Here is a 19,245-nt window from a genome sequence, read left to right as displayed (position 1 = left end):
ACGAAGGCCCGGCGACCGTGCCTAGTGGCTGTGGCCGTGCCCGTCGTCCTCGTCGTCCTCGGGCTTGTCCGCCACCAGCACCTCGGTGGTCAGCAGCATGCCCGCGATGGAGGCGGCGTTCTGCACGGCGGAGCGGGACACCTTGACCGGGTCGAGGATGCCCTGCGAGGTCAGGTCGCCGTAGGTGCCGGTCGCGGCGTTGTAGCCGTGGCCGACCTCCAGCTCCGACACGCGGTGGGTGACCACGTAGCCCTCGGCGCCCGCGTTCTCCGCGATCCACCGGGCGGGCTCGACCAGGGCGCGGCGCACGATCGCCACACCGGTGGCCTCGTCGCCCGTCAGGCCGAGGTCGTCCGCGCTCAGGACCTTGGAAGCGTGCACCAGGGAGGCGCCGCCACCGGCGACGATGCCCTCCTCGATGGCCGCGCGGGTCGCCGAGATGGCGTCCTCCAGGCGGTGCTTCTTCTCCTTGAGCTCCACCTCGGTGGCGGCGCCCACACGCAGGACGGAGACACCGCCCGCGAGCTTGGCCAGGCGCTCCTGGAGCTTCTCGCGGTCCCAGTCGGAGTCGCTCGCCTCGATCTCCTTGCGGATCTGGCGGACGCGGTCCTCGACCTCGGACTGCTCGCCGGCGCCGTCCACGATGGTGGTGGCGTCCTTGGTGATCGTGATGCGGCGGGCTCCGCCCAGCGCGTCGAGGTCCACGTTCTCCAGGGTCAGGCCGACCTCCTCGGCGACGACCTGGCCGCCGGTGAGGACCGCGATGTCCTGGAGCATGGCCTTGCGGCGCTCGCCGAAGCCGGGCGCCTTGACCGCGGCGACGTTGAGGGTGCCGCGGATCTTGTTGAGCACCAGGGCGCCCAGGGCGTCACCGTCGATGTCCTCGGCGATGATGAGCAGGGGCTTCTTGCTCTGGACGACCTTCTCCAGCACGGGCAGCAGGTCGTTGAGGCTGCTGATCTTGCCCTGGTTGATCAGGATCAGCGCGTCCTCCAGCACCGCCTCCTGGCGGTCGCCGTCGGTGACGAAGTAGGGCGAGACGTAGCCCTTGTCGAACTGCATGCCCTCGGTGAAGTCCAGGTCCAGACCGAAGGTCGGGGCCTCCTCCACCGTGATGACGCCGTCCTTGCCGACCTTGTCGAACGCCTCGGCGATCAGGTCGCCGATCTGGGCGTCCTGGGCGGAGTTGGTGGCGACGTAGGCGATGTCCGCGCGCTCCTCGACGGGGCGGGCGCGCTCCAGGAGGACCTCCGACACCTTGGCGGCGGCGGCGTCGATGCCCTTCTTCAGGGACATCGGGGAGGCGCCGGCGGCCACGCTGCGCAGACCCTCGCGGACGAGGGCCTGGGCCAGGACGGTCGCGGTGGTGGTGCCGTCACCGGCGGCGTCGTTGGTCTTGGTGGCGACCTCCTTGACCAGCTGGGCGCCCAGGTTCTCGTAGGGGTCGTCCAGCTCGACCTCACGGGCGACGGTCACGCCGTCGTTCGTGATGGTGGGGGCGCCGAACTTCTTGTCGATGACGACGTTGCGACCACGCGGGCCGAGCGTCACCTTGACGGCGTTGGCGAGGCGGTCGACGCCCCGTTCGAGGGCGCGACGGGCGTCGTCCTCGAACTCCAGGATCTTCGGCATGTGGGTGCTTCCTCTTCAGGCTGGTCGAAAGCGGGCATCCCGCCCGCCCGGCTGTGCGCCGACCGGTGCGGGATGCGAATGGCTCCGGGCCCGACGGAGCGGGCCCCGTAGAGACCTACTTCTCGACGACAGCGAGAAGGTCGCGGGCGGAGAGCACCAGGTACTCCTCGCCGTCGTACTTGACCTCGGTGCCGCCGTACTTGCTGTAGAGAACGACGTCGCCGACCTTCACGTCCAGCGGGATGCGCTTGTCACCCTCGTCGTCCCAGCGGCCCGGGCCCACGGCCAGGACCTCGCCCTCCTGGGGCTTCTCCTTGGCGGTGTCCGGGATGACCAGACCGGAAGCAGTGGTCTGCTCGGCCTCCAGCGTCCGGACCACGACGCGGTCCTCGAGCGGCTTCAGCACGGTCTTGGTGGCGGTCGACACGGTGTGACCTCCCCCTTCAAAGTTTCGGTGTACTGATCTCGGCCCGTGCTGGTGCACGGACCGACTGCGAAAAAGGGGCGACCGCGGCGGCCTGTCGTCGCGGGTGCCAGACCGGCCTCGTCGCGATTAGCACTCTACCCCCGAGAGTGCCAGAATGGAAATGTGACCGTGACCCCCGGTCAGGGACTTCCATCCGGGTGGCTCCCCTGCCGGAGGGAGCGGGGCTCGGTCGCTCCCGCACACCGCTCCTTCGACGCCCGGGGGGAACCCATGCGCGCGCCCGCCTTCGAGGCCCTGCTCACCGACGCGGGCCGGGAGGTCCTGGCCGGGGTGGACCCGAAGGCCGCCGCCGGGGACCAGCTCGCCGCGGCCTCGCTGCTGCGCGGTGATCCGCGCGTGGCCGCCCTCGACCCCGGTCTACCCGTCTCCGAGCTGGTAAACGCCGTCCTGACCCAGGTCTCCCTGCGCGAACGCGGGCGGGCCAAGTTCGGCGAACTCGCGGAGCGGATGTTCTTCACCCCCCACGGGCTGGAGCAGTCCACCCGACGCGTGGTGGCCGGCTACCGCGCCGAACGCATGGCGGGGGCGGCTCGCGCCGTCCGCTCTCCGGGGTCGGCCGGGTCGTCGGGGCGGGGCCTGGACGGTGTCACCGCGGGCGACCTGTGCTGCGGGGTCGGCGCGGACCTGCTGGCCCTGGCCGCGCGCGGCGTTCCGGTGGAGGGGGTGGACGCCGACCCCCTCACGGTCGCGGTGGCCCGCGCCAACATCGAGGCCCTGGGCCTGTCCGGACTGGCCCGGGTCCGCGAGGGCGACGCCTCCGCGACCGCGCCCGGCCGGTACCCGCTGCTGTTCTGCGACCCCGCCCGGCGGGGCGGGCGCGGCCGGGTGTTCGACCCCTCGGCCTACTCCCCGCCGTGGGACGTGGCCGTGGGCCTGGCCGCGGGGGCGGAGGCGGCCTGCCTCAAGGCCGCGCCGGGCATCCCTCACGAGGCGCTGCCCGGGGCGGCGGCGGCCGAGTGGATCTCGGTGGACGGGGAGCTGAAGGAGACCGCCCTGTGGTTCGGCGCGCTGGCCGACGGGCCGCGGCGCCGGGCGACGGTGCTGCACGAGCGCGAGGGGCTGCTCGCCCGCGAGGGCGCGGTGGCGCACCTGGACGCCGATCCCGGCCTCGGTCAGGCCCCGGTGGCGGCGGCCCGGCGCTACCTGTACGACCCGGACCCGGCCGTGGTGCGCTCGCACCTGGTGGCGGAGGCGGCGGCCCGGGTGGACGGCGCCCTGCTGGACGAGCGGATCGCGTACTTCACCGCGGACACCGCGGTGCTCTCGCCGCTGTGGCGGGTGCTGGAGGTGGTGGAGGTGCTGCCGTTCTCGCTGAAGCGGCTGCGCTCGGCGGTGCGCGCCCTCGGGGCGGGGACGGTGACCGTCAAGAAGCGGGGGTCGGCGGTGGACACCGAGAAGCTGCGCCGGGACCTGCGCGCGTCCGGCCCGGAGTCGGTGACGGTCGTGCTCACGCGGATCGGCGAGCGGCCCTTCTGCCTGCTGTGCCGCGAGGTCGGCGACCCGGCCCGGGGCTAGACGGTATGTAGGAGGGGTTCGCTGAGGGCCGGGACCTCACGCGCACGTTGCCGTGGGTTGCTGACCAGGCAGAACCTGGGCAGTAGTGCCTACATGTGCGGGAGGTCCCGGTGTCCTTCGAGACTACGACCGTGGGACTGGACGTGCACGCCACGCGAGCCGCGCGGTGCGCTTCCACCGGTCTTACACAACGCCTGTCGCACGTGGTGACAACAAGTCTGCGGTGGTGAGGCCCTACACATCACCGCAGGTCAACGCTGCGCTCTTGACATAAAGACCCTACATATCAGGTGTACTGACCACTGAGGTTGGCAACACCCACCCCGCCTGACACAAACGAAGAGGGCCTCCGGCATCGGCGCGGAACGCGACATCTTCACCAGCCGCCAGGAGGCCCCCGATGCCCCCGCACCACCCATGCCAACGCTCGCCTGGCCCCCGCAGGACGCCTCGCGTGGGCCCGCTACCGCCGGGGGCAGTGGGGCTCGTGCTCCACCGGCGCGGTGTCGGCCCGCGGGCTCAGGCGAGGGCGGTGACCAGCAGGGTGAAGGCGGCGATGATGAGGGCGACGCGGACGTAGTGGAAGCGGTCCCAGCGGTTCCTCTGCTCCTTCCAGTCGGCGGGCCGGTTCTCGGGGGTCCACGTCTTGCCCCGGTTGTTGATCGGGACGAGCAGCAGAAGCGACATGGCCACGCTGAGGATCAGCAGCGCGCCGGCGATGACGACGAGGACGGCGCCGGGGCGGTGCCATCCGGCGACGGCCCAGACAGCGGTGAGGACGAGCGAGGTGACGTACCAGACCGGCATCAGGGCGCCGAGCATCCGGCCCCCGTGGGCGCGGCCGAGTTGGCCGCTGTCCTCGGGGAGTGCGTTGAGGATCGGGTTGATGACGAAGGCGACGGAGAGCTCCACCCCCACCATCAGGCCGACGACCACGGTGGTGAGCACCTCGAGTGCGTTGAGCATGACGACCCCTCCAGGAATCTAGCGCTGCTAGCTGATAAGGCAACGCTAGTACTACCGCCGCTCGATTGTCTAGCAATGCTAGGATCGAACCATGTCGGTACAGGAACGCAAGCAGCGCGAACGGGCGGAGCGCGAGCGCCTCATCGTGGCGACGGCCCGCGGACTCGCCGAGCAGCAGGGCTGGGACGCGGTCACCACCCGCCGGCTCGCCGAGCGCATCGAATACAGCCAGCCCGTCCTCTACAGCCATTTCCGCGGCAAGCGCGAGATCATCGGCGCAGTCGCCCTGGAGGGCGCCGCCGAGATGGCCGTGGCGCTGCGGACCGCGACCTCCGCCGCAGACGGCTCCCGCGCCCGGGTCACCGCCCTGGCCCGCGCCTACCTCGACTTCGCCGAACGCAACCCGGCGGTCTACGACGCCATGTTCCAGCTCGACGGCGGCCTGGCGTTCGCACACGAGGACACCCCGGGGCCGTTGAAGGACGCCTTCGCCGCCCTGCTGGAGAGCCTTGGCGAGGTCGCCGGGGACGGTGTCCACCCGGCACTGTTCACCGAGGTGTTCTGGGCGGCCCTGCACGGGCTGGCGACCCTGACCCGGGCGGGACGGCTGCCGCCGGAGGACACCGAGCGGAGGGTGGGGCTGCTGGTGGACCGGCTCGCCATGGTCTGACGACCCGCCCCGGCGGGCACGCAGCCGGGGCCCTCAGGCCCCTCTGCCCGCCTGCGGCACTACTGCCGGTCACTCGTGTCCACACGGCACAGCCGCAGACCGCCGGGCGGGCGCGCCGCCCCCGTGCCCGAGTGCCCCTCTCTCCGCGACCGGCCCACAAGGGCACGTTCCCACCTGTGGACAACCGTGGACGAGGTGGCTGGAGTGCACTCTGGGGCCGCGGATCACGACATCGGGCCAGATCGTTACCTTCCCCACCCAGATCTTTGGCGGTCTCCTGGGGGAGCAGGGGCACGTGTCGTTAAACTGGCGGCGCGAATTCTTTCCCTTCTCATGGATTCACCCGGAAGGTCGTGATCGTTGACCCGCCCCCGCGGTTCAGCCGAAGCACGAACCTTGCCTCATGTGTATACGCTCAGTAACACCCCAGTCACGATGAGGCCGTGCGGATGCGGGAGTGCCACCCGCCCGGGGACCATCGAGAACCCGAGCCGTCCGGAACCCACCGTCCACTCCTCCCGGACGGGTACGGGAGCGCCAGAAAAATAAGGAGCACCTCGGTGGAACAGACCAATCACAACTTCCTCAACGGAGGAGGGCAGGCGGGGATCTCCGACCGGATGCGCGACCTGCTCTCCCAGGCCGCCCAGGAGCACGTCTCCGAGCAGAAGTCGCAGGGCGCCGTCAGCGAGGAGATGCGTCAGCGCCTGGAGGGCATGGAGTGGTTGCTCCGCGAGCTGCGCGAGCGCGAGCTCACCGCCCTCACCGAGTCGGTCGCCACGGTCAACGGCCGCGTCGACGAGTTCCTCGCCCGGCCGCCGGAATGGGCGGAGACCCTCGCCGAGCACATCGAGGTCGTCGCTCAGCAGGTCAAGCCCCTGTCGGACCTGCCCTCCCTGCGCGCGGACACCCACCGCATCGCCGGTCACCTGGACACCGCGCTCACCCGCCTCCAGCGGATGGCCGAGACGGGCAACCGCACCTCCGAGCAGGTCAACGAGCTCGGCGAGCGCCTGAACGGGCTGGACGAGACCCTCGACACCCGTCTGAACGGACTCGGTGAGACCCTCGGCGCCCGCCTGGACGGGCTGAGTGAGACGTTCGGCGCCCGTCTGGACGCCCTCGACACCGCCCTGGCCTCCCTGACGGCCAAGGCCGAGGCCGTACAGGCGTCGCTGTCCGCGCTCTCGGAGTCCGCGGAGAGCCGCCACGAGGCCCTCACCACCGCGGTCGGCGAGAGCCGCACCGAACTGGTCGAGGTCGTCACCAGCGGGCGGACCGAGATCTCCGAGGCCCTGGCCGAGGGCCGCACCGAGCTGGCCGAGGCCGTGGCCGCGAGCCGCGAGAGCCTCACCGCCGCCGTCAGCGAGAGCCGTGAGGCCCTGGCCGCCGCCGACGCCCAGCTGGGCGAGACCGTCGCGGCCAAGGCCGAGGAGGCCGCCGCCAAGGCGGAACAGGCCAAGGGCGAGCTGCGCACGCTCGTGGAGGAGCGCACCGAGCGGCTGCGCACCTCGATGGAGGAGCGCACCGCCGAGCAGCACGAGACGCTGCTGTCACGCCTTCAGGAGAACACCGGCGAACTGGGCGAGCGCACCGCCGCCCTGGCCGAGGAGCTGGGCGCCCTGTCCACCTCCTCCGCCGAGCGCCACGAGTCCCTCGCCGCCAAGCTGGCCGAGAGCGTCGGCTACCTCAGCACCCAGGCCGAGGAGAACAACGCCGAGACCACCGCCGCGGTCGCCGACGTCACCGGCGCGCTCGCCAAGCTCCGCGAGGACCACGGGTCCTCGCTCACCGAGATGCGCGCCCACCTGCGCCAGCGCCTGGCCGAGCTCAACGAGCAGATGGAGCTGGGCCGCACCGAGACCCGGGAACAGGCCGAGGCCGCCTCCGACCGCCTGCGCGAGGCGGTGACCGAGCGCACCGACGCCCTGGGCGCCCGGATCGCCGAGGACGCCGAGCGCGTCACCTCCGACTTCGCCGAGCTGCGGACGTTCGTCCAGGAGAGCGGCGACCGTCTCGCCACCGAGTCCGAGGAGCGCTCGCGGACGCTGACCGAGTCGCTCACCGAGCAGGTGGAGGCGCACCGGACGGCGCTGGACGAGCGGTTGGAGCGCCAGCGCGAGGCCCTGACCGGCAAGGTCGACACCCACCTGGCGCAGATCACCGGCAAGGTGGACCACGAGCTGGGTCGCCTCACCGACCGCTTCGACACCTTCGAGGGGCACTTCGAGGGAAGCTTCGAGGGGGTCGAGGGCAAGCTCGACCGCATCGACGGCCGCATGGACGGCGTCAACGGCCGCCTGGACGGCCTGGACGGCCGGGTCAACGGGGTCGAGGGCCAGTTCGAGGGCGTCAGCGGGCACTTCGAGGGCGTGGACGGCCGCATGGAAGCCCTCGACGACCGGCTGGAGGCGCTCAACCAGCGGCTCAACCAGCTGCCGCAGACCATGGAGGTCAGCGAGCTGCACCGCCGCCTGAGCGAGCTGGTGGACCGGCCGCAGATGGACCACACCGGCAAGCTGGACGAGATCGACGAGCACGTCACCTCGGCCGTGGCGCCGGTGCTGCGCGAGCTGAAGCAGCGCCCGGACCGGCACGAGCTGGAGGAGACCGTCACCGAGGCCGTCGAGAATTCGCACGACGACATCACCAAGCGGTTCGCCTCCCTGGAGGAGACGGTGCTCGCCCTGGCCGAGGCGCTGCTGCGCCCGGGCCGGGACGGCAAGAAGAAGCGCCGCCGCGACGAGGACGAGGACGACGAGTAGCGGGAGGTCCCCGTTCGCGTCCGCCCGGTGACCGCCGGGCGGACGCGGACAGGCGGGCGGCGAGGGGCCGGGGCATCCGAAGAGGTGCCCCGGCCTTCGTGTGTCCGGGGCGGGCCCCTCGCCGTTGGGGCCGCCCGGCCGAGGTACTACAGGAGGGAGAGGAGGCAGGGGAGAAGGATCAGCGCCGCCAGCACGGTCAGGCAGCGGGTGAGGAGCGTCTTGGCCCTCCCAGCGCGCATGGACACACTGAGCGCGAAACCGACCAGGAGCAGGGCCCACACCGGGAGAGCGGTCACCGTGAGGTAGACGCCGCCGTTGGTCGGCTGCTCCGCGGAGAAGCCCCCCGAGAACATGGAGAAGCCCCCCATGAAGACGAAGAACATCCATCCGGCCCAACCGGCGATGAGGCTGGCCATCAGGATCGAAACGGTCTGTGCGGCCTTGAGGACCGAGCCGAGGCCGGACCTGGGGACGGCCCCGGTGCCGTCGGACCACCCGTCCCCTTCCGCGGTCGTCCGTGTCAGCGACAGGCCGGCGGCCGCGGCGGCGCCCGCGGCGACGGCTGTCGCGGTCAGCACCGGGCCCAGGATCTCGGGTTCTTCCAGGGGGTACGCCGATCCGAAGAGCGCCCAGCCCAGGAGGACGACGGCCGGGATCGGGGCACACGTGTAGAGGATCGCGCTCCGGCGGCCCCTCCGTGTCGCCAGGAGCAGCCCGGTGGCCGCCGCCACGGCGGATCCCAGGAACATCGCGGGAAACACCGTATCCACGGGCTCACGTATGTGCGGAGGCGGGACGAACACCCACAGCAGCGCTGCGCACGTTCCGTGCAGGGAGACCGACAGGGCGGCGAGGAAGCGCGCCACCGGAACGGCCCGGTTGGGCCCACTCCACGGGATGGCCGCCTCAGGTGAATTCTCGTACACACCGGTAGGACCCTGAGGGACACCGTCGGGTTCACGCGGCCGCGCTACCTCCGGAAGCGGTCCGGAACCCGAGCGGGGCCGCCAGGTCCCGGACCAGCACACCAGTCGTCAGACCGTGAAGACGATCTTGCCGAACTGCTCCCCCTCGGCCATCGCCCGGAAGCCCTCCTCGGCCCGCGACAGGGGCAGCACCCGGTCGATCTCGGGCCGTACGCCGGTGCGCACGCACATCCGGGCCAGGGCGGCCAACTCCTCCCGGGTGCCCATGGTGGAGCCCAGGACCCGCAGCTGGAGGAAGAACACCCGGTTGAGTTCGGCCGGGGGCGCGTCGCCGCTGGTCGCGCCGCAGGTGATGACGGCGCCGCCCGGCTTCAGGGAGCGCAGCGAGTGCGCCCACGTGGCCTGGCCGACCGAGTCGAAGACGGCGTCCGCCTTCTCCGGCAGGCGCTCGCCCGTGGGCAGCGCCGCGTGCGCGCCCAGGGAGAGGGCCCTGGTCCGCTTCTCCTCGCTGCGGCTGGTGGCGTAGACCCGGTGGCCCACCTGGGAGGCCAGCCGGATGAGCGCCGCGGCCACGCCTCCCCCTGCGCCCTGGACGAGCACCGTGGAGCCCGGCCGCAGGTCGGCCTTGCCGAAGAGCATGCTGTAGGCGGTGAGCCACGCGGTGGGAAGGCAGGCGGCCTCCTCGAAGGACAGCTCCTCCGGCTTGGGCACCAGGTTGCCGCGGGGCACCAGGACCTTCTCGGCGAAGGTGCCGTTGTGGACCTCCGAGAGCAGAGAACGGCGGGGGTCGCGCGTCTCGTCGCCTCCCCCGGCCGCCGGGTCGCCGACGACCCCGTGCACGATGACCTCGTTGCCGTCCTCGTCCACCCCGGCCGCGTCGCAGCCCAGGATCATGGGCAGGCGCTTCTCGCTGAGCCCGACGCCGCGCAGACTCCACAGGTCGTGGTGGTTGAGGGACGCGGCCCTGACGTCGACGGTCGTCCACCCCTCACGGGGTTCGGGGTCGGGTCGTTCGCCCGCCTCCAGGGCGGAGACGGGGTCGTCGGGCGCGAAGCGTGCTGCGGTGATAGCGAACATACTCCGAAGCCAACCACGGAGACCGAATCCGGTTCCACCCCCGGGGGCCGAAACGGCCGGGGAGCGGACCGGCGGCTACGGGTCCGTCGGTTTCCTGCCCGCCTCGAAACGCTCCCGGTACCTGCGCTGCGCCTCCTCCATCACGGCCTCGGAGAGGTAGGCGACCGGCCGCACCCGGCCCAGGAGCGGTTCGTGGTCGGGGCCGTGGGCGACGGTGTCGCCCTGGAGCACCCACCCCACCCGGTCCGGGTCCTCCTCGACCAGTGAGGCGTACTTGCGCACCTGGCGGGAGAGCCAGTCCTCCAGGGGGCGGGTCCACCAGGACTCGGGGGTGAGGACGGTGACCGAGAGCCCGGGGAGGTCGAGTTCGCTCTCGTAGTCCTTGCTCACGACGTGGCGGTCCTGCTCGGGACCGTCCGAGTAGCGCAGGTAGAGGCGGTCGTGGTCGCGGACGAGGTCGGCCAGCTCGGAAAGGCTGGTGACGGTGGGCAGGGATGCCGGTGAACCGTGGTGCTGAGGAGTCGCGTCCATAGGGCCCGACTACCCCGCCCGCCGGGGTGGAAGCCCGATGCCGCATCAACACGGAGGCAAGGCCGCCGTCCAGCGTTCGCCGCCAGTTCCCCGGGCCAAGACCGCGACGCCTTCGAACGACACCGCACAAGCGGACCGACCCACCGAGGGCCGGGAAAGAGGACACAGGCGTTCCCTGGCTCATGGGAGCCGACACATCCTGCGGCGTGACGCGAGAACTTGTCCTCCACCACCCGGGGACACAACGGGCGAATCACCGGGCCGACCAGCGGCCGAAGCCCACTGATGAATCGCGGCTAATGCAAGCCGACAAGTCCGCTCTCTCCCTCGCCATCACCATGAGATACAACAACAGCACCCGGCACTGAAATTACATCATTGACGCGATGACCCGAAGAATCCACATCCGCCTTGATCTCTTCGACATCACCTCCCCATTCTCGCACAGTAGCCCATGAACCTTCCCCGGAACCCACATCTCCAGAAACCACGATCGCCCCCTCTAGAACAGCCACCTCATAATCTTCACCCTGAGCATCCTCGCCATCAACTCCCATCCTGCCCACCTCCTCCGCCTCTCCATCAGAAAGAGAAAAGCCAGAAAGACTGACACCATCCCCGTTGTCTTCTCCCGCCCCAACAACACGGACACGATCTGGCATGAGAGCGGCATGCGCCCCAGAAAGGACGCTACTCCTCCCCCAAAGAAAGAAGCATCTCGTTGATCAAAGTCCTTGCAGCAGACGGAGAGCTCTGCTCCTCCCAGTTTCTATAGCTGGTGGCGTGCACCGACTCGCCTTGCTCACGGAATTCCAAGATAGAGAAGTCTTCTATTTCCACATCGATTTCCGGGTCCTGAATGAGCTGCCAAGCACCCTGAACAGCCACTTGGAGTTCGATCTCCGCAGGCATACCGAAGACAACCAAGTCGGGGCGGACCTCGTCGTCTTCAAGAGGAGCCGGGAACACCTCGCGCAGAGGCTGGTAATCAAAGACCGACGGGACTACATAATCTGCGCCCGCAGCCATTCGGGCGCCATCCGCAACAAGTGCGTACTCGATATCACTGTTTTGGGAAGCCAACGCCTGCCCCAACAGATCATCCGCTGCACCAGGGACCGTCGCGCCCGACAGGTAGAACATGTCTATTTTCTCGGGCTCCTCTGCATCCCACTCCTCTCTCCAGTGTTCACCTCCTTTGTCCTCCTCTACATGCACCAGAGCCTGCCGTACTCCACCATCTTCCATAAGGCAGGCCAAAGAAGCAATAAATCCCACAGGGGCAGGGATCACGTCCACTCCGACAGAGGCATCGAATCGGCCGGTTGTACAGAGAGAACTAACGTTTTCCTTCCAGGACAGCTCTCCGGAACCAAGTTCATAGGATTCCATGGACATGTCTTCGCCTTCAGGAGAGATCCTCATAAAATATTTATCAGAAAAATAATATTCCTCGCCTGAACCCCCTCCCATCAGAGAATCGGCAGAATGCTCATAAAAACTGCTTCCATTTGATGACCGCAATCCCACAACACTGCCACTCCCCCAGGAAATAATTCCATCCTCGAAGAGGACATGGATTCTCTTTCCCGAAGGAGAAACGAACACCTGCCTGACTTCCCCCCTTCTCTCATAGCTCCACATCTCGCGCCACTCGGGTCCGCCGACTGAAACCAAACGGTCTCTGAGGACTAGCACAGCGCCATCAGCGGTCGCAATAATATCGTTTACCTTATCCCCCTCGTATTCCGAAAAATCCTCCCTCGCTCGTTCCATGTCCTCAGAAGAGAGCACATAACTTTCGACATCGGGGTCAGAAGAGTACTCCACCCCAGACGACAAAGTGAAATACAAGGAGCCAGCAATCAGGAGAACCATAGCGAGGAAGATCGAGGCGTATACATAGTTCCTTCTTGAGAAACCGGAATTAATAATAGACATGTCCGACAACATTAATCCTTGGAGTTTTCTTTGCGCTCTTCAGCAACCTCTTCGGCAGTTCTGAAAAGGTCACTGAGGCTCTCATGGTGAGATCCATATCCGTCTTGGAAGTCCTCTATGGTCGACTCCACGTTGTCACCGAATGGATTGATCCGAACGCCGCTCTCGTTGAGGTCTTCGATCGGAGCATCTCCCTTCTCCAACGCATAGAGCAGTCTTTCCATAAGTCTGTCATTGGCCGGTGCCCCTTCGCCCCAGACTCCAGGGTCCCGAGGAAGGCCCTCGCCGTTACTCGTCGGATCGTTCAGATCCGGAGGCAGTGAACCTCCAGAAATGAACCCATTGTCTACGGCGTAGTTCAATGCCTGCAACCTAAGCATTCGAGACAATTCTGCATCATTCTCAAACATCCACTCCGCGGAAGAGCCATCAGAATAATTGTCATTGATCTGCGCTTCTGCCTGTTCAACGAACGAACTCTTAACATCCTCCTTGGCAAGCTCCATAACGATATTGACAATCGTTCCAGGTAGTCCAGATTCGCCAGCGCCTGCTATATCAGTAGCAGCGATTTTTGCTACTTCATAACCCGTCGTCCACTTCTGGGCGAGTTCCGCTCTCGCTTCACTCTCTGTTGCCCCACGATCATGGAGTTCCTGAACAACGGCCTCACTGACCAAATTTCTCAGCATACCCGCGCGCTGCCCCAGATCCTTAGCTTCGCTTCCAGTGTCTCCTTCAATGCCGTCCAATTCATATTCCCAATCACCAGATCCCGTGAGAGCAAATCCAATGAGCTCTGTCTCATAGGAACTTGTTGCAGCAAGAATATTTGGGGCGAGCTCGTCATTTGCAAGGAGAATTTGCAGGAAGTCTCTTTTCGTGTCCTGGGATAGGAACAGTGCGATGTCATCGTTTTCATGGAGGGGATTCCGATCGAGGTCGTCGACTGACATTAGACCCCATCGATCCTCAACGTCCCCCCCTTGAGGGTCAGGGAACATCGCAAAATCGTCAATGTTCACAATATACAAATTGTTCAGACTTGCTGCAAGGTAGTTATTGTATTCCGTAAATGCTGCATCGACATTTCCATTGACTTCGTTTCCGGTCCCCTGAAGCTGAGTCCGAAGAGGTTCCTCCGTCATAGTTGATATAAGCTCGAAGGCTGCTCGCGTTGCCATTCTGTCTTCTGTGGTATCACCACTCATCTCATAGTCAACGATCCAGTCAGTAAGTCCAGTTATGGATTTTCCACCGTCTTCCCATTCGTAAGTATAAAGAGAATCAATAATTTCACCCAGGCCAACTTCCCCATAGATTGGGTGCTCAAAAACATCCGAATCTGCCTCGGGCCCTTCTCCCACAAGAACTGTATAATTGGCATCCTCGTTTCTCATGGCCACTTCAAGTAGCTGGCCGATTGAAGCTTCCGAAGTTTCTATAGCAGCGGAGAGTTCAAGCGACTCGCCTGCTTGCCCCATGATGTGGCCGAAAGTTGTGGTCACTGTCGCAGAAAACTCCGTTCCCCCTTGAACCCCATTTTCCGTACTTCCAAGGAGCTCCGCCAAAGTTTCTACATCTTCAGTCCACTCTGCCAACCCTTGCGGATCATCGTTAGTGCCATTGAAATCACTGGGCATTGGGCCTTCAACTACATTCTGCAAACTTTCAGGAAGGTTTTCATAGGACCCGCCGATTTCCTCGTTTGTTGATGCAAGAAGTGCGCCACCCAAAAGTTCAGAAATTCGCTCCTTCTGGTCGCCTGTCAACCACTCGCTTTCACTGATGCTTCTGATCGTACTGAGATACTCCCCGTCGATCTCCTCGATTCGTGTATAGGTGGACTCAGAGCCCGCTATGTCCAACTCACCATTCAATGCTTCAAGGAAAGCAAGTTCTTCTTCCGTGAGCTGTTCCCCGCCTTCCTGCTTTCTGGCAGCCAGCGCGACCATGGCAGCGATGATAGAAAGCTGTTCTTCAAGGAATTCTTCACTCCCTGTGCCCCCATCCAGTGCGGCGTTCTTGATTGCCCATGCGACGTTTTCTCCAGAATCCCCATCGAAATAGAAATAATCTACATCACCGGTCGTGTAGTAGGCGATGTCGCCCCCGAGGTGCCCTGCCTCGATAAGCTCCTTGATATTTTCTGGAGTGGGCCCCTCCCTTAGTCGTTCCTCAGTGGTTTCGCACCGGGTCTCCAATTTCTCCCAGGCTTCTTTTGCCAGCTCGTTGTGTCTCACAACGACAGCATTGCGTAGACTGGCGTCATCTGTCTCATCTCCCGTGGAGGGAGAGGAACCCAACGCGGTCGCCAGCTCCGCCTTGATCTCCTCGATCCTGCCCTCGTACCATTCGACGTCCGTGATGACCTTCTGGACCATGCCGTAGGCGTGGTAGCACGCCATCATGGCGCTGCTCCATGCTTCCTGGTTCTCGGTAGCGACGCTTTTGAGCCCCTCGCCGACCAAGCCTTCGAAGTGCGTGGCGACGGGCTCAGCGATGGTGTTGAACTCTCCGGACCGGCCGCTGATCTTGGCGTGAAGCTCCTGAAATGTTTCGGCTTGGGACTCAAGGGCCCCGGTGTCGATCTCACACTCGGTGTAGCTGAGGGAAGCCACGTCTCTTACTCCAGGGGATCGGGGGATTAAGGCTGCTGTCAGATGTTGGGAGGGAACTGCTCGGCCGACTCCTGGTCGGTCCTGGCACCTTCTTCGGCTCCGCCTTGGATGTTCCCGGCGATGGTGTCCGCGTGGCGCTTGACGTCCTCCATGTGCTCCACATGGTCATCGCCGAAAGCACTCCATCCCTTCACACCTGGTTCCGGGTTCATCGCACTCTGGACGGCTTGGACGGCTTCGTCGAACTCCGTCGGAAGATCCTTCAGGAGTGCTGCGGCCTGCTCTGCGGCCACACCTCCGGTATGGGCATCCTCGGGGTTGACCCCTGCCGTGTTGGATGGCATGACATTCCACCTGCTTCGCTGCGCTGGCCTGGGAGTACATGGCCAGAAGGGGGATAGTGGGAGGTAATGGGCTGATTACTCCACCGACAATACCGAGACTTGGGAACACCGCTGGTCAGTCGGCTCCTACCAACTGGGACGACGTCCCAGCCGTGTCCGGATGTGGTCAGGTCACCGAGGAGTCCTTGCACAGCGAAGGGCGGGCCGCCAACCCTCGCGGCCCGCCCCGGCAAACCCCGCTCAACCGGCGGCGCGCTGGGCGGGGACCACCACCTCGGGCACCGCTGGACCACATGCCGGAACCCCCGGCTTCCGCCCCGGAACCGCCTGGGACGCTTCCCCGCGCGGGTCCACCACCGCCCAGACCGTGATCGGGTGTCCCGGCCGACCGAACCATCCCCAGGCCACAGCCATACGGTCGACCAGGCGCAGGCCGAAGCCGGTACCCACCTCCGGGACGGTGAGCGCCCTGCCCGGCAGGGCCCCGTCGTCGGTCACCGCGAGCCAGAACACGCCCCGGTAGCCCTCCATCTCCATCCGCACGCGACCGCACGCGCTTCCCGAGGCCGTGTGGCGCAGGGCGTTCGTGTGGAGTTCGGACAGGACCGTCAGGAGGGGATGGGCCCGGTGGTAGTCGAGTTTGCTGCCGTTCCAGCACCACATCCGGGCGGAGGCCACCTGCTGCGGCATCGATCCCCAACTCACCATCCGGACGCCCGGAATTCGGGACGGAATCCTCTTCGGGAGTTCCGCCCGCCACTGCTTCCAGCCCTCGCCGCTGCCGTTCACCGTCGCTGCCACTCCCCTGACCTGCGCTTAGCCGTCACCGAACAGCTTGGCCGCGGCCCAGGCCCTTGGCCTCTCCGTATGGAGTTCCCGCGAAAGTCCATTCGCGCGGATGGAGTTCCTGCGAAACTCCATCGCATGAAGGAAAAGCAGGGTAGTACCCTTTTGTCCATTTCTGATGTGCGAATATCAGGCATGCCGAAGGTGAGCACCGACATCAAGGAACGCTGGGGCAGCGTCGTCCAACAGCGACGCGAGGACCTCGGGATGACCCAGGAGAGGTTGGGCCGCGCCCTGGGGGTGAAGGGCACGGCGGTGTCCAACCTCGAACGCGGCCGGACCACACCGACCCGCGAGGTGCTGGAGTCGCTGGATGAGGCCCTGGAGACCGGCGATGAGCTGGAACGACTGTGGGACGAGCTCGTCAAGGAGGGCAAGATCCCGTGGCTGGGCCAGATGGAGGACCTGGAGAAGAAGGCGGCCTCCATCCTGGAGTTCCACCCCTTCCTGGTCCCCTCGCTGCTCCAGACCACCGCCTACGCCACGGCCGTCATGCGGGCGGTCACCCCATGGGAGCCGCCCGCGCGGACCGAGGCGAGCGTGCGCGAGCGGATCGCTCGCGGCGAGCGCTTCCAGAGCGCGGACACCCCGGTGATGATGGTGGTGATCGGCCGCGCGGTCCTCACCGAACCCGTCGACCACGGGCCGATCATGCGCGAGCAGCTGGAGCGCATCCACGCTCTCGCCGCGCGCGAGCGGATAACCTTGCAGATCACGGAGGAGCCTCTGCACCCCGGACTGGTCGGGCCCTTCAAGATCCTCGACCCCCCGCCGGAACGGGAGCTCGTCTACGCGGAGTCGGCCTACAAAGGTCAGTTCGTCCACGATCCCGACGCCGTGGGAGAGTTCAAACTGAGGTTCCACCGCCTGCAAGCAGCGGCCATGCCACCGAGCCGGTCGCTGCGGCTGGTCGAAGAGACGATTGAGGGATTTCCGCCATGAGTGACGTCCAGTGGCACAAGAGCAGCTACAGCGGTGGCTCGCACCAGGACTGCGTGGAGGTCGCCGAGGGCTCCGAGCGCACCCTGGTCCGCGACACCCAACACCGCGACCACGGCCACCTCGCCTTCGGAAGCCCCGCCTGGTCCGGCTTCCTCGCCTCCGTCAAGGGCGACCGCTGACCGCACCGCACCGGCCCCTGTCCCACCTTCCGGGACGGGGGCCTTTTTGCGTTCCATGCCCGGATGGAACCTTTTGCCTTTTTGACGAGAAATGTTCTCGTGAGGCTGCTGAGCTGCCACAACGGCCGTTCTGTGAAATTTTCGAACCTTACTTCGACGTAGTTTCGCCAAGTACTCCCGCGATGCCTTACCCTTTTCCCGAACACACAACTGAACCCATGAAATGACCCCGCAGCGGATACAACCGCCCGGGGCCTTGGCCAGCAACATTCACCTCTTCAACCACAAGGATTGCCAGCATGCGCCAGTTTAGCGCTGCCCTTCTCCGCCGTGCCCTCGGCCCGCTGATCGCCTTCCTCTCCGCTCCCTGCGGACGCCACTCCACGGTGGCCGGTCGCCGCCGACGCCGCTCCACCCGCGTCCGCCGCCACGTCCCCGCCCCTCCCCCTGCTCAGCTCCCGCCTCCCCGCCTGGCACCGCCCAGCCAGTCCCCGCCCGCCGAGGACATCGCGCTGGTCAGGCCCTACTTCGCCGCCCACGAGCGCCTCCGCGCACGCGCGTCCACGGTTCGAGTTCCCGCGCCCCGCAGCCCCGAGCCCGAAGCCGGGGCCGACGAGGTCCGGCGTGCGTTCGCCCTCGTCCAGGAACGCGCCGCCGCCCTGCTCCAGCAGTGGAGGGAGGATCCCGGCGGCGACCTGCTCGGCGAACCCGCGCCCCGTTTCGGCGTCGTCCGGCCCAGCGAACCCGTGAAGCCCACCACGCCCACCCTCTACGCCGAGTGGGGAGAACTGGCCTCCCTCGTCCGCACCTGGCACGACCAGCAACGCCAGGCCGCACCCGCGTGAGCTCTTCCCCGCCCCTACGACAACAGCAAGGAACGCAGTGCCCAGCGAAGAACACGAGATACCCCTGAAGATCATTCGGAACGCACCGGAGGTGGTCATCCCCCTGCTCCGTGACGCGGCGGGCTTCGAACTGCCCGAGTACACCGAGGCCTCGATGACCTCCTCCGAGTGCACCGACAGCAAACCGCGCGTCTACACCAGCGATGGCGCAGTGGTGCTGCGCAACGGCACCGAGAAGGTCCTGGCCGTGGTCGTGGAGCGCCAGCACAAGCAGGAACAGGACAAGTTCTGGACCTGGCCGGTCTATCACGCCACTGTCCGAGCCCAGGTCAAGTGCCCGACAGTGCTGCTGGCGCTGTGTCCCACCGACGCACTCGCCCGGTACTACACCGGTCCGATCCACACCGGGCATCCGGGCGACCACCTCACGCCTCTCGTGGTGGGACCGTCCAACACTCCGGTGGTCGCCGACCCGGAGCAGGCACGGAATATGCCCGAACTGGCGGTGCTGTCGGCCAAGGCGCACGGTGACCACGATCCGCGCACCCTGGACGCGGTGATGGAGGCACTGAACGCCGTGTCCCCCGACCACCGCGCGTTCTACTATGACTACGTACTGGCCGGGCGCTCCGACGAGGCCCGGAAATACCTGGAGGACCTGATGTCCGTGGGAACCTACAACTGGCAGAGCGACTTCGCCCGCGAGTACGTCGGCATTGGGCGCGAGGAGGGCCGTGAGGAGGGCCGCGAGGAGGGCGTCGCGCGCAGCGTGATCCTCTTCCTCTCCTCCCGGGGCTTCGAAGTCTCCGATTCCGTCCGCCAGCGGATCGAATCCTGTGACGACCTCGACACCCTCGAAGGCTGGGCCCGCAAGGCCGCCAAGGTGAACAGCCCCGAGGAACTCTTCGACTGAGGCCGGACACCACAATCGTGTGGGGACGGGCAGCCACGGCTCCCC

Annotated in this window: 18 protein-coding genes; 7 read left to right on the top strand and 11 right to left on the bottom strand. The window is 66.5% G+C overall.

Annotation, left to right across the window (positions count from 1 at the left end; all coding sequences use genetic code 11):
• Positions 1-21: 21 nt before the first annotated feature.
• Entirely contained in the window at positions 22-1,632 is a 1,611-nt protein-coding gene (groL, locus tag FYW99_RS10235; protein ID WP_150251796.1) for a chaperonin GroEL, read from the bottom strand.
• A gap of 115 nt (positions 1,633-1,747) precedes the next feature.
• Positions 1,748-2,059, bottom strand: coding sequence for a co-chaperone GroES (gene groES, locus FYW99_RS10230; protein WP_061079917.1), 312 nt, complete (start codon positions 2,057-2,059; stop codon positions 1,748-1,750).
• Between the two features lie 270 nt (positions 2,060-2,329).
• Here groES and FYW99_RS10225 point away from each other — a divergent pair, with 270 nt between their 5' ends.
• Positions 2,330-3,634 carry a class I SAM-dependent methyltransferase gene (locus tag FYW99_RS10225; protein WP_150251795.1) on the top strand — a complete coding sequence of 435 codons (1,305 nt, stop codon included), beginning with the start codon at positions 2,330-2,332 and terminating at the stop codon, positions 3,632-3,634.
• Positions 3,635-4,153: 519 nt separating this feature from the next.
• Here FYW99_RS10225 and FYW99_RS10220 read toward each other — a convergent pair.
• Positions 4,154-4,600, bottom strand: coding sequence for an anthrone oxygenase family protein (locus tag FYW99_RS10220; protein WP_150251794.1), 447 nt, complete (start codon positions 4,598-4,600; stop codon positions 4,154-4,156).
• A gap of 91 nt (positions 4,601-4,691) precedes the next feature.
• On the opposite strand from FYW99_RS10220, the gene FYW99_RS10215 reads away from it, so the two are divergent.
• Positions 4,692-5,270 carry a TetR/AcrR family transcriptional regulator gene (locus FYW99_RS10215; RefSeq protein WP_150251793.1) on the top strand — a complete coding sequence of 193 codons (579 nt, stop codon included), beginning with the start codon at positions 4,692-4,694 and terminating at the stop codon, positions 5,268-5,270.
• A gap of 560 nt (positions 5,271-5,830) precedes the next feature.
• The gene (locus tag FYW99_RS10210; RefSeq protein ID WP_150251792.1) at positions 5,831-8,035 is read left to right on the top strand and encodes a hypothetical protein; all 2,205 of its coding nucleotides are present in this window, start codon (positions 5,831-5,833) and stop codon (positions 8,033-8,035) included.
• 146 nt (positions 8,036-8,181) lie between these two features.
• Here FYW99_RS10210 and FYW99_RS10205 read toward each other — a convergent pair whose 3' ends face one another.
• From FYW99_RS10205 to FYW99_RS10170, 8 genes are all read right to left on the bottom strand, one after another.
• Complete coding sequence (locus FYW99_RS10205) at positions 8,182-8,784, bottom strand: hypothetical protein (RefSeq protein ID WP_190394617.1); 603 nt, start codon at positions 8,782-8,784, stop codon at positions 8,182-8,184.
• A 285-nt stretch (positions 8,785-9,069) separates the two neighbouring features.
• The gene (locus tag FYW99_RS10200) at positions 9,070-10,038 is read right to left on the bottom strand and encodes a zinc-binding dehydrogenase (protein WP_150251790.1); all 969 of its coding nucleotides are present in this window, start codon (positions 10,036-10,038) and stop codon (positions 9,070-9,072) included.
• 75 nt (positions 10,039-10,113) lie between these two features.
• Positions 10,114-10,569: a DUF6098 family protein gene (locus FYW99_RS10195; RefSeq protein ID WP_150251789.1), complete on the bottom strand. Its 456-nt coding sequence runs from the start codon at positions 10,567-10,569 to the stop codon at positions 10,114-10,116.
• A 296-nt stretch (positions 10,570-10,865) separates the two neighbouring features.
• Complete coding sequence (locus FYW99_RS10190) at positions 10,866-11,231, bottom strand: hypothetical protein (protein ID WP_150251788.1); 366 nt, start codon at positions 11,229-11,231, stop codon at positions 10,866-10,868.
• Between the two features lie 28 nt (positions 11,232-11,259).
• Positions 11,260-12,510, bottom strand: a complete 1,251-nt coding sequence (locus tag FYW99_RS10185; RefSeq protein ID WP_150251787.1) for a hypothetical protein — start codon at positions 12,508-12,510, stop codon at positions 11,260-11,262.
• Between the two features lie 11 nt (positions 12,511-12,521).
• On the bottom strand, positions 12,522-15,131 hold the full coding sequence (locus tag FYW99_RS10180) for a TPR repeat domain-containing protein (RefSeq protein ID WP_150251786.1): 2,610 nt from the start codon (positions 15,129-15,131) through the stop codon (positions 12,522-12,524).
• A gap of 38 nt (positions 15,132-15,169) precedes the next feature.
• A complete protein-coding gene (locus tag FYW99_RS10175) occupies positions 15,170-15,475 on the bottom strand; it encodes a glycosyltransferase family 2 protein (RefSeq protein WP_150251785.1) in 306 nt (101 codons plus the stop codon).
• A gap of 240 nt (positions 15,476-15,715) precedes the next feature.
• Positions 15,716-16,165 (bottom strand): ATP-binding protein, encoded by a 450-nt coding sequence (locus tag FYW99_RS10170; RefSeq protein WP_190394616.1) that lies wholly within the window; start codon positions 16,163-16,165, stop codon positions 15,716-15,718.
• A 291-nt stretch (positions 16,166-16,456) separates the two neighbouring features.
• Here FYW99_RS10170 and FYW99_RS10165 point away from each other — a divergent pair, with 291 nt between their 5' ends.
• The 4 genes from FYW99_RS10165 to FYW99_RS10150 all read left to right on the top strand — a co-directional run bounded on the left by FYW99_RS10165 (position 16,457) and on the right by FYW99_RS10150 (position 19,200).
• Positions 16,457-17,263: a helix-turn-helix domain-containing protein gene (locus FYW99_RS10165; protein WP_150251784.1), complete on the top strand. Its 807-nt coding sequence runs from the start codon at positions 16,457-16,459 to the stop codon at positions 17,261-17,263.
• Positions 17,260-17,442, top strand: a complete 183-nt coding sequence (locus tag FYW99_RS10160) for a DUF397 domain-containing protein (protein WP_150251783.1) — start codon at positions 17,260-17,262, stop codon at positions 17,440-17,442. The genes FYW99_RS10165 and FYW99_RS10160 overlap by 4 nt, the downstream gene beginning before the upstream one ends.
• 299 nt (positions 17,443-17,741) lie before the next feature.
• On the top strand, positions 17,742-18,287 hold the full coding sequence (locus FYW99_RS10155; RefSeq protein ID WP_150251782.1) for a hypothetical protein: 546 nt from the start codon (positions 17,742-17,744) through the stop codon (positions 18,285-18,287).
• 37 nt (positions 18,288-18,324) lie between these two features.
• Positions 18,325-19,200 carry a hypothetical protein gene (locus tag FYW99_RS10150; RefSeq protein WP_150251781.1) on the top strand — a complete coding sequence of 292 codons (876 nt, stop codon included), beginning with the start codon at positions 18,325-18,327 and terminating at the stop codon, positions 19,198-19,200.
• Positions 19,201-19,245 lie beyond the last annotated feature (45 nt).

It is taken from the genome of Nocardiopsis deserti, from assembly GCF_008638355.1.
GTDB classification, from domain to species: Bacteria; Actinomycetota; Actinomycetes; order Streptosporangiales; family Streptosporangiaceae; genus Nocardiopsis; species Nocardiopsis alborubida.
Note: the sequence above shows the minus strand (reverse complement) of the source record. Positions and strands in the feature narration are given on the sequence as shown.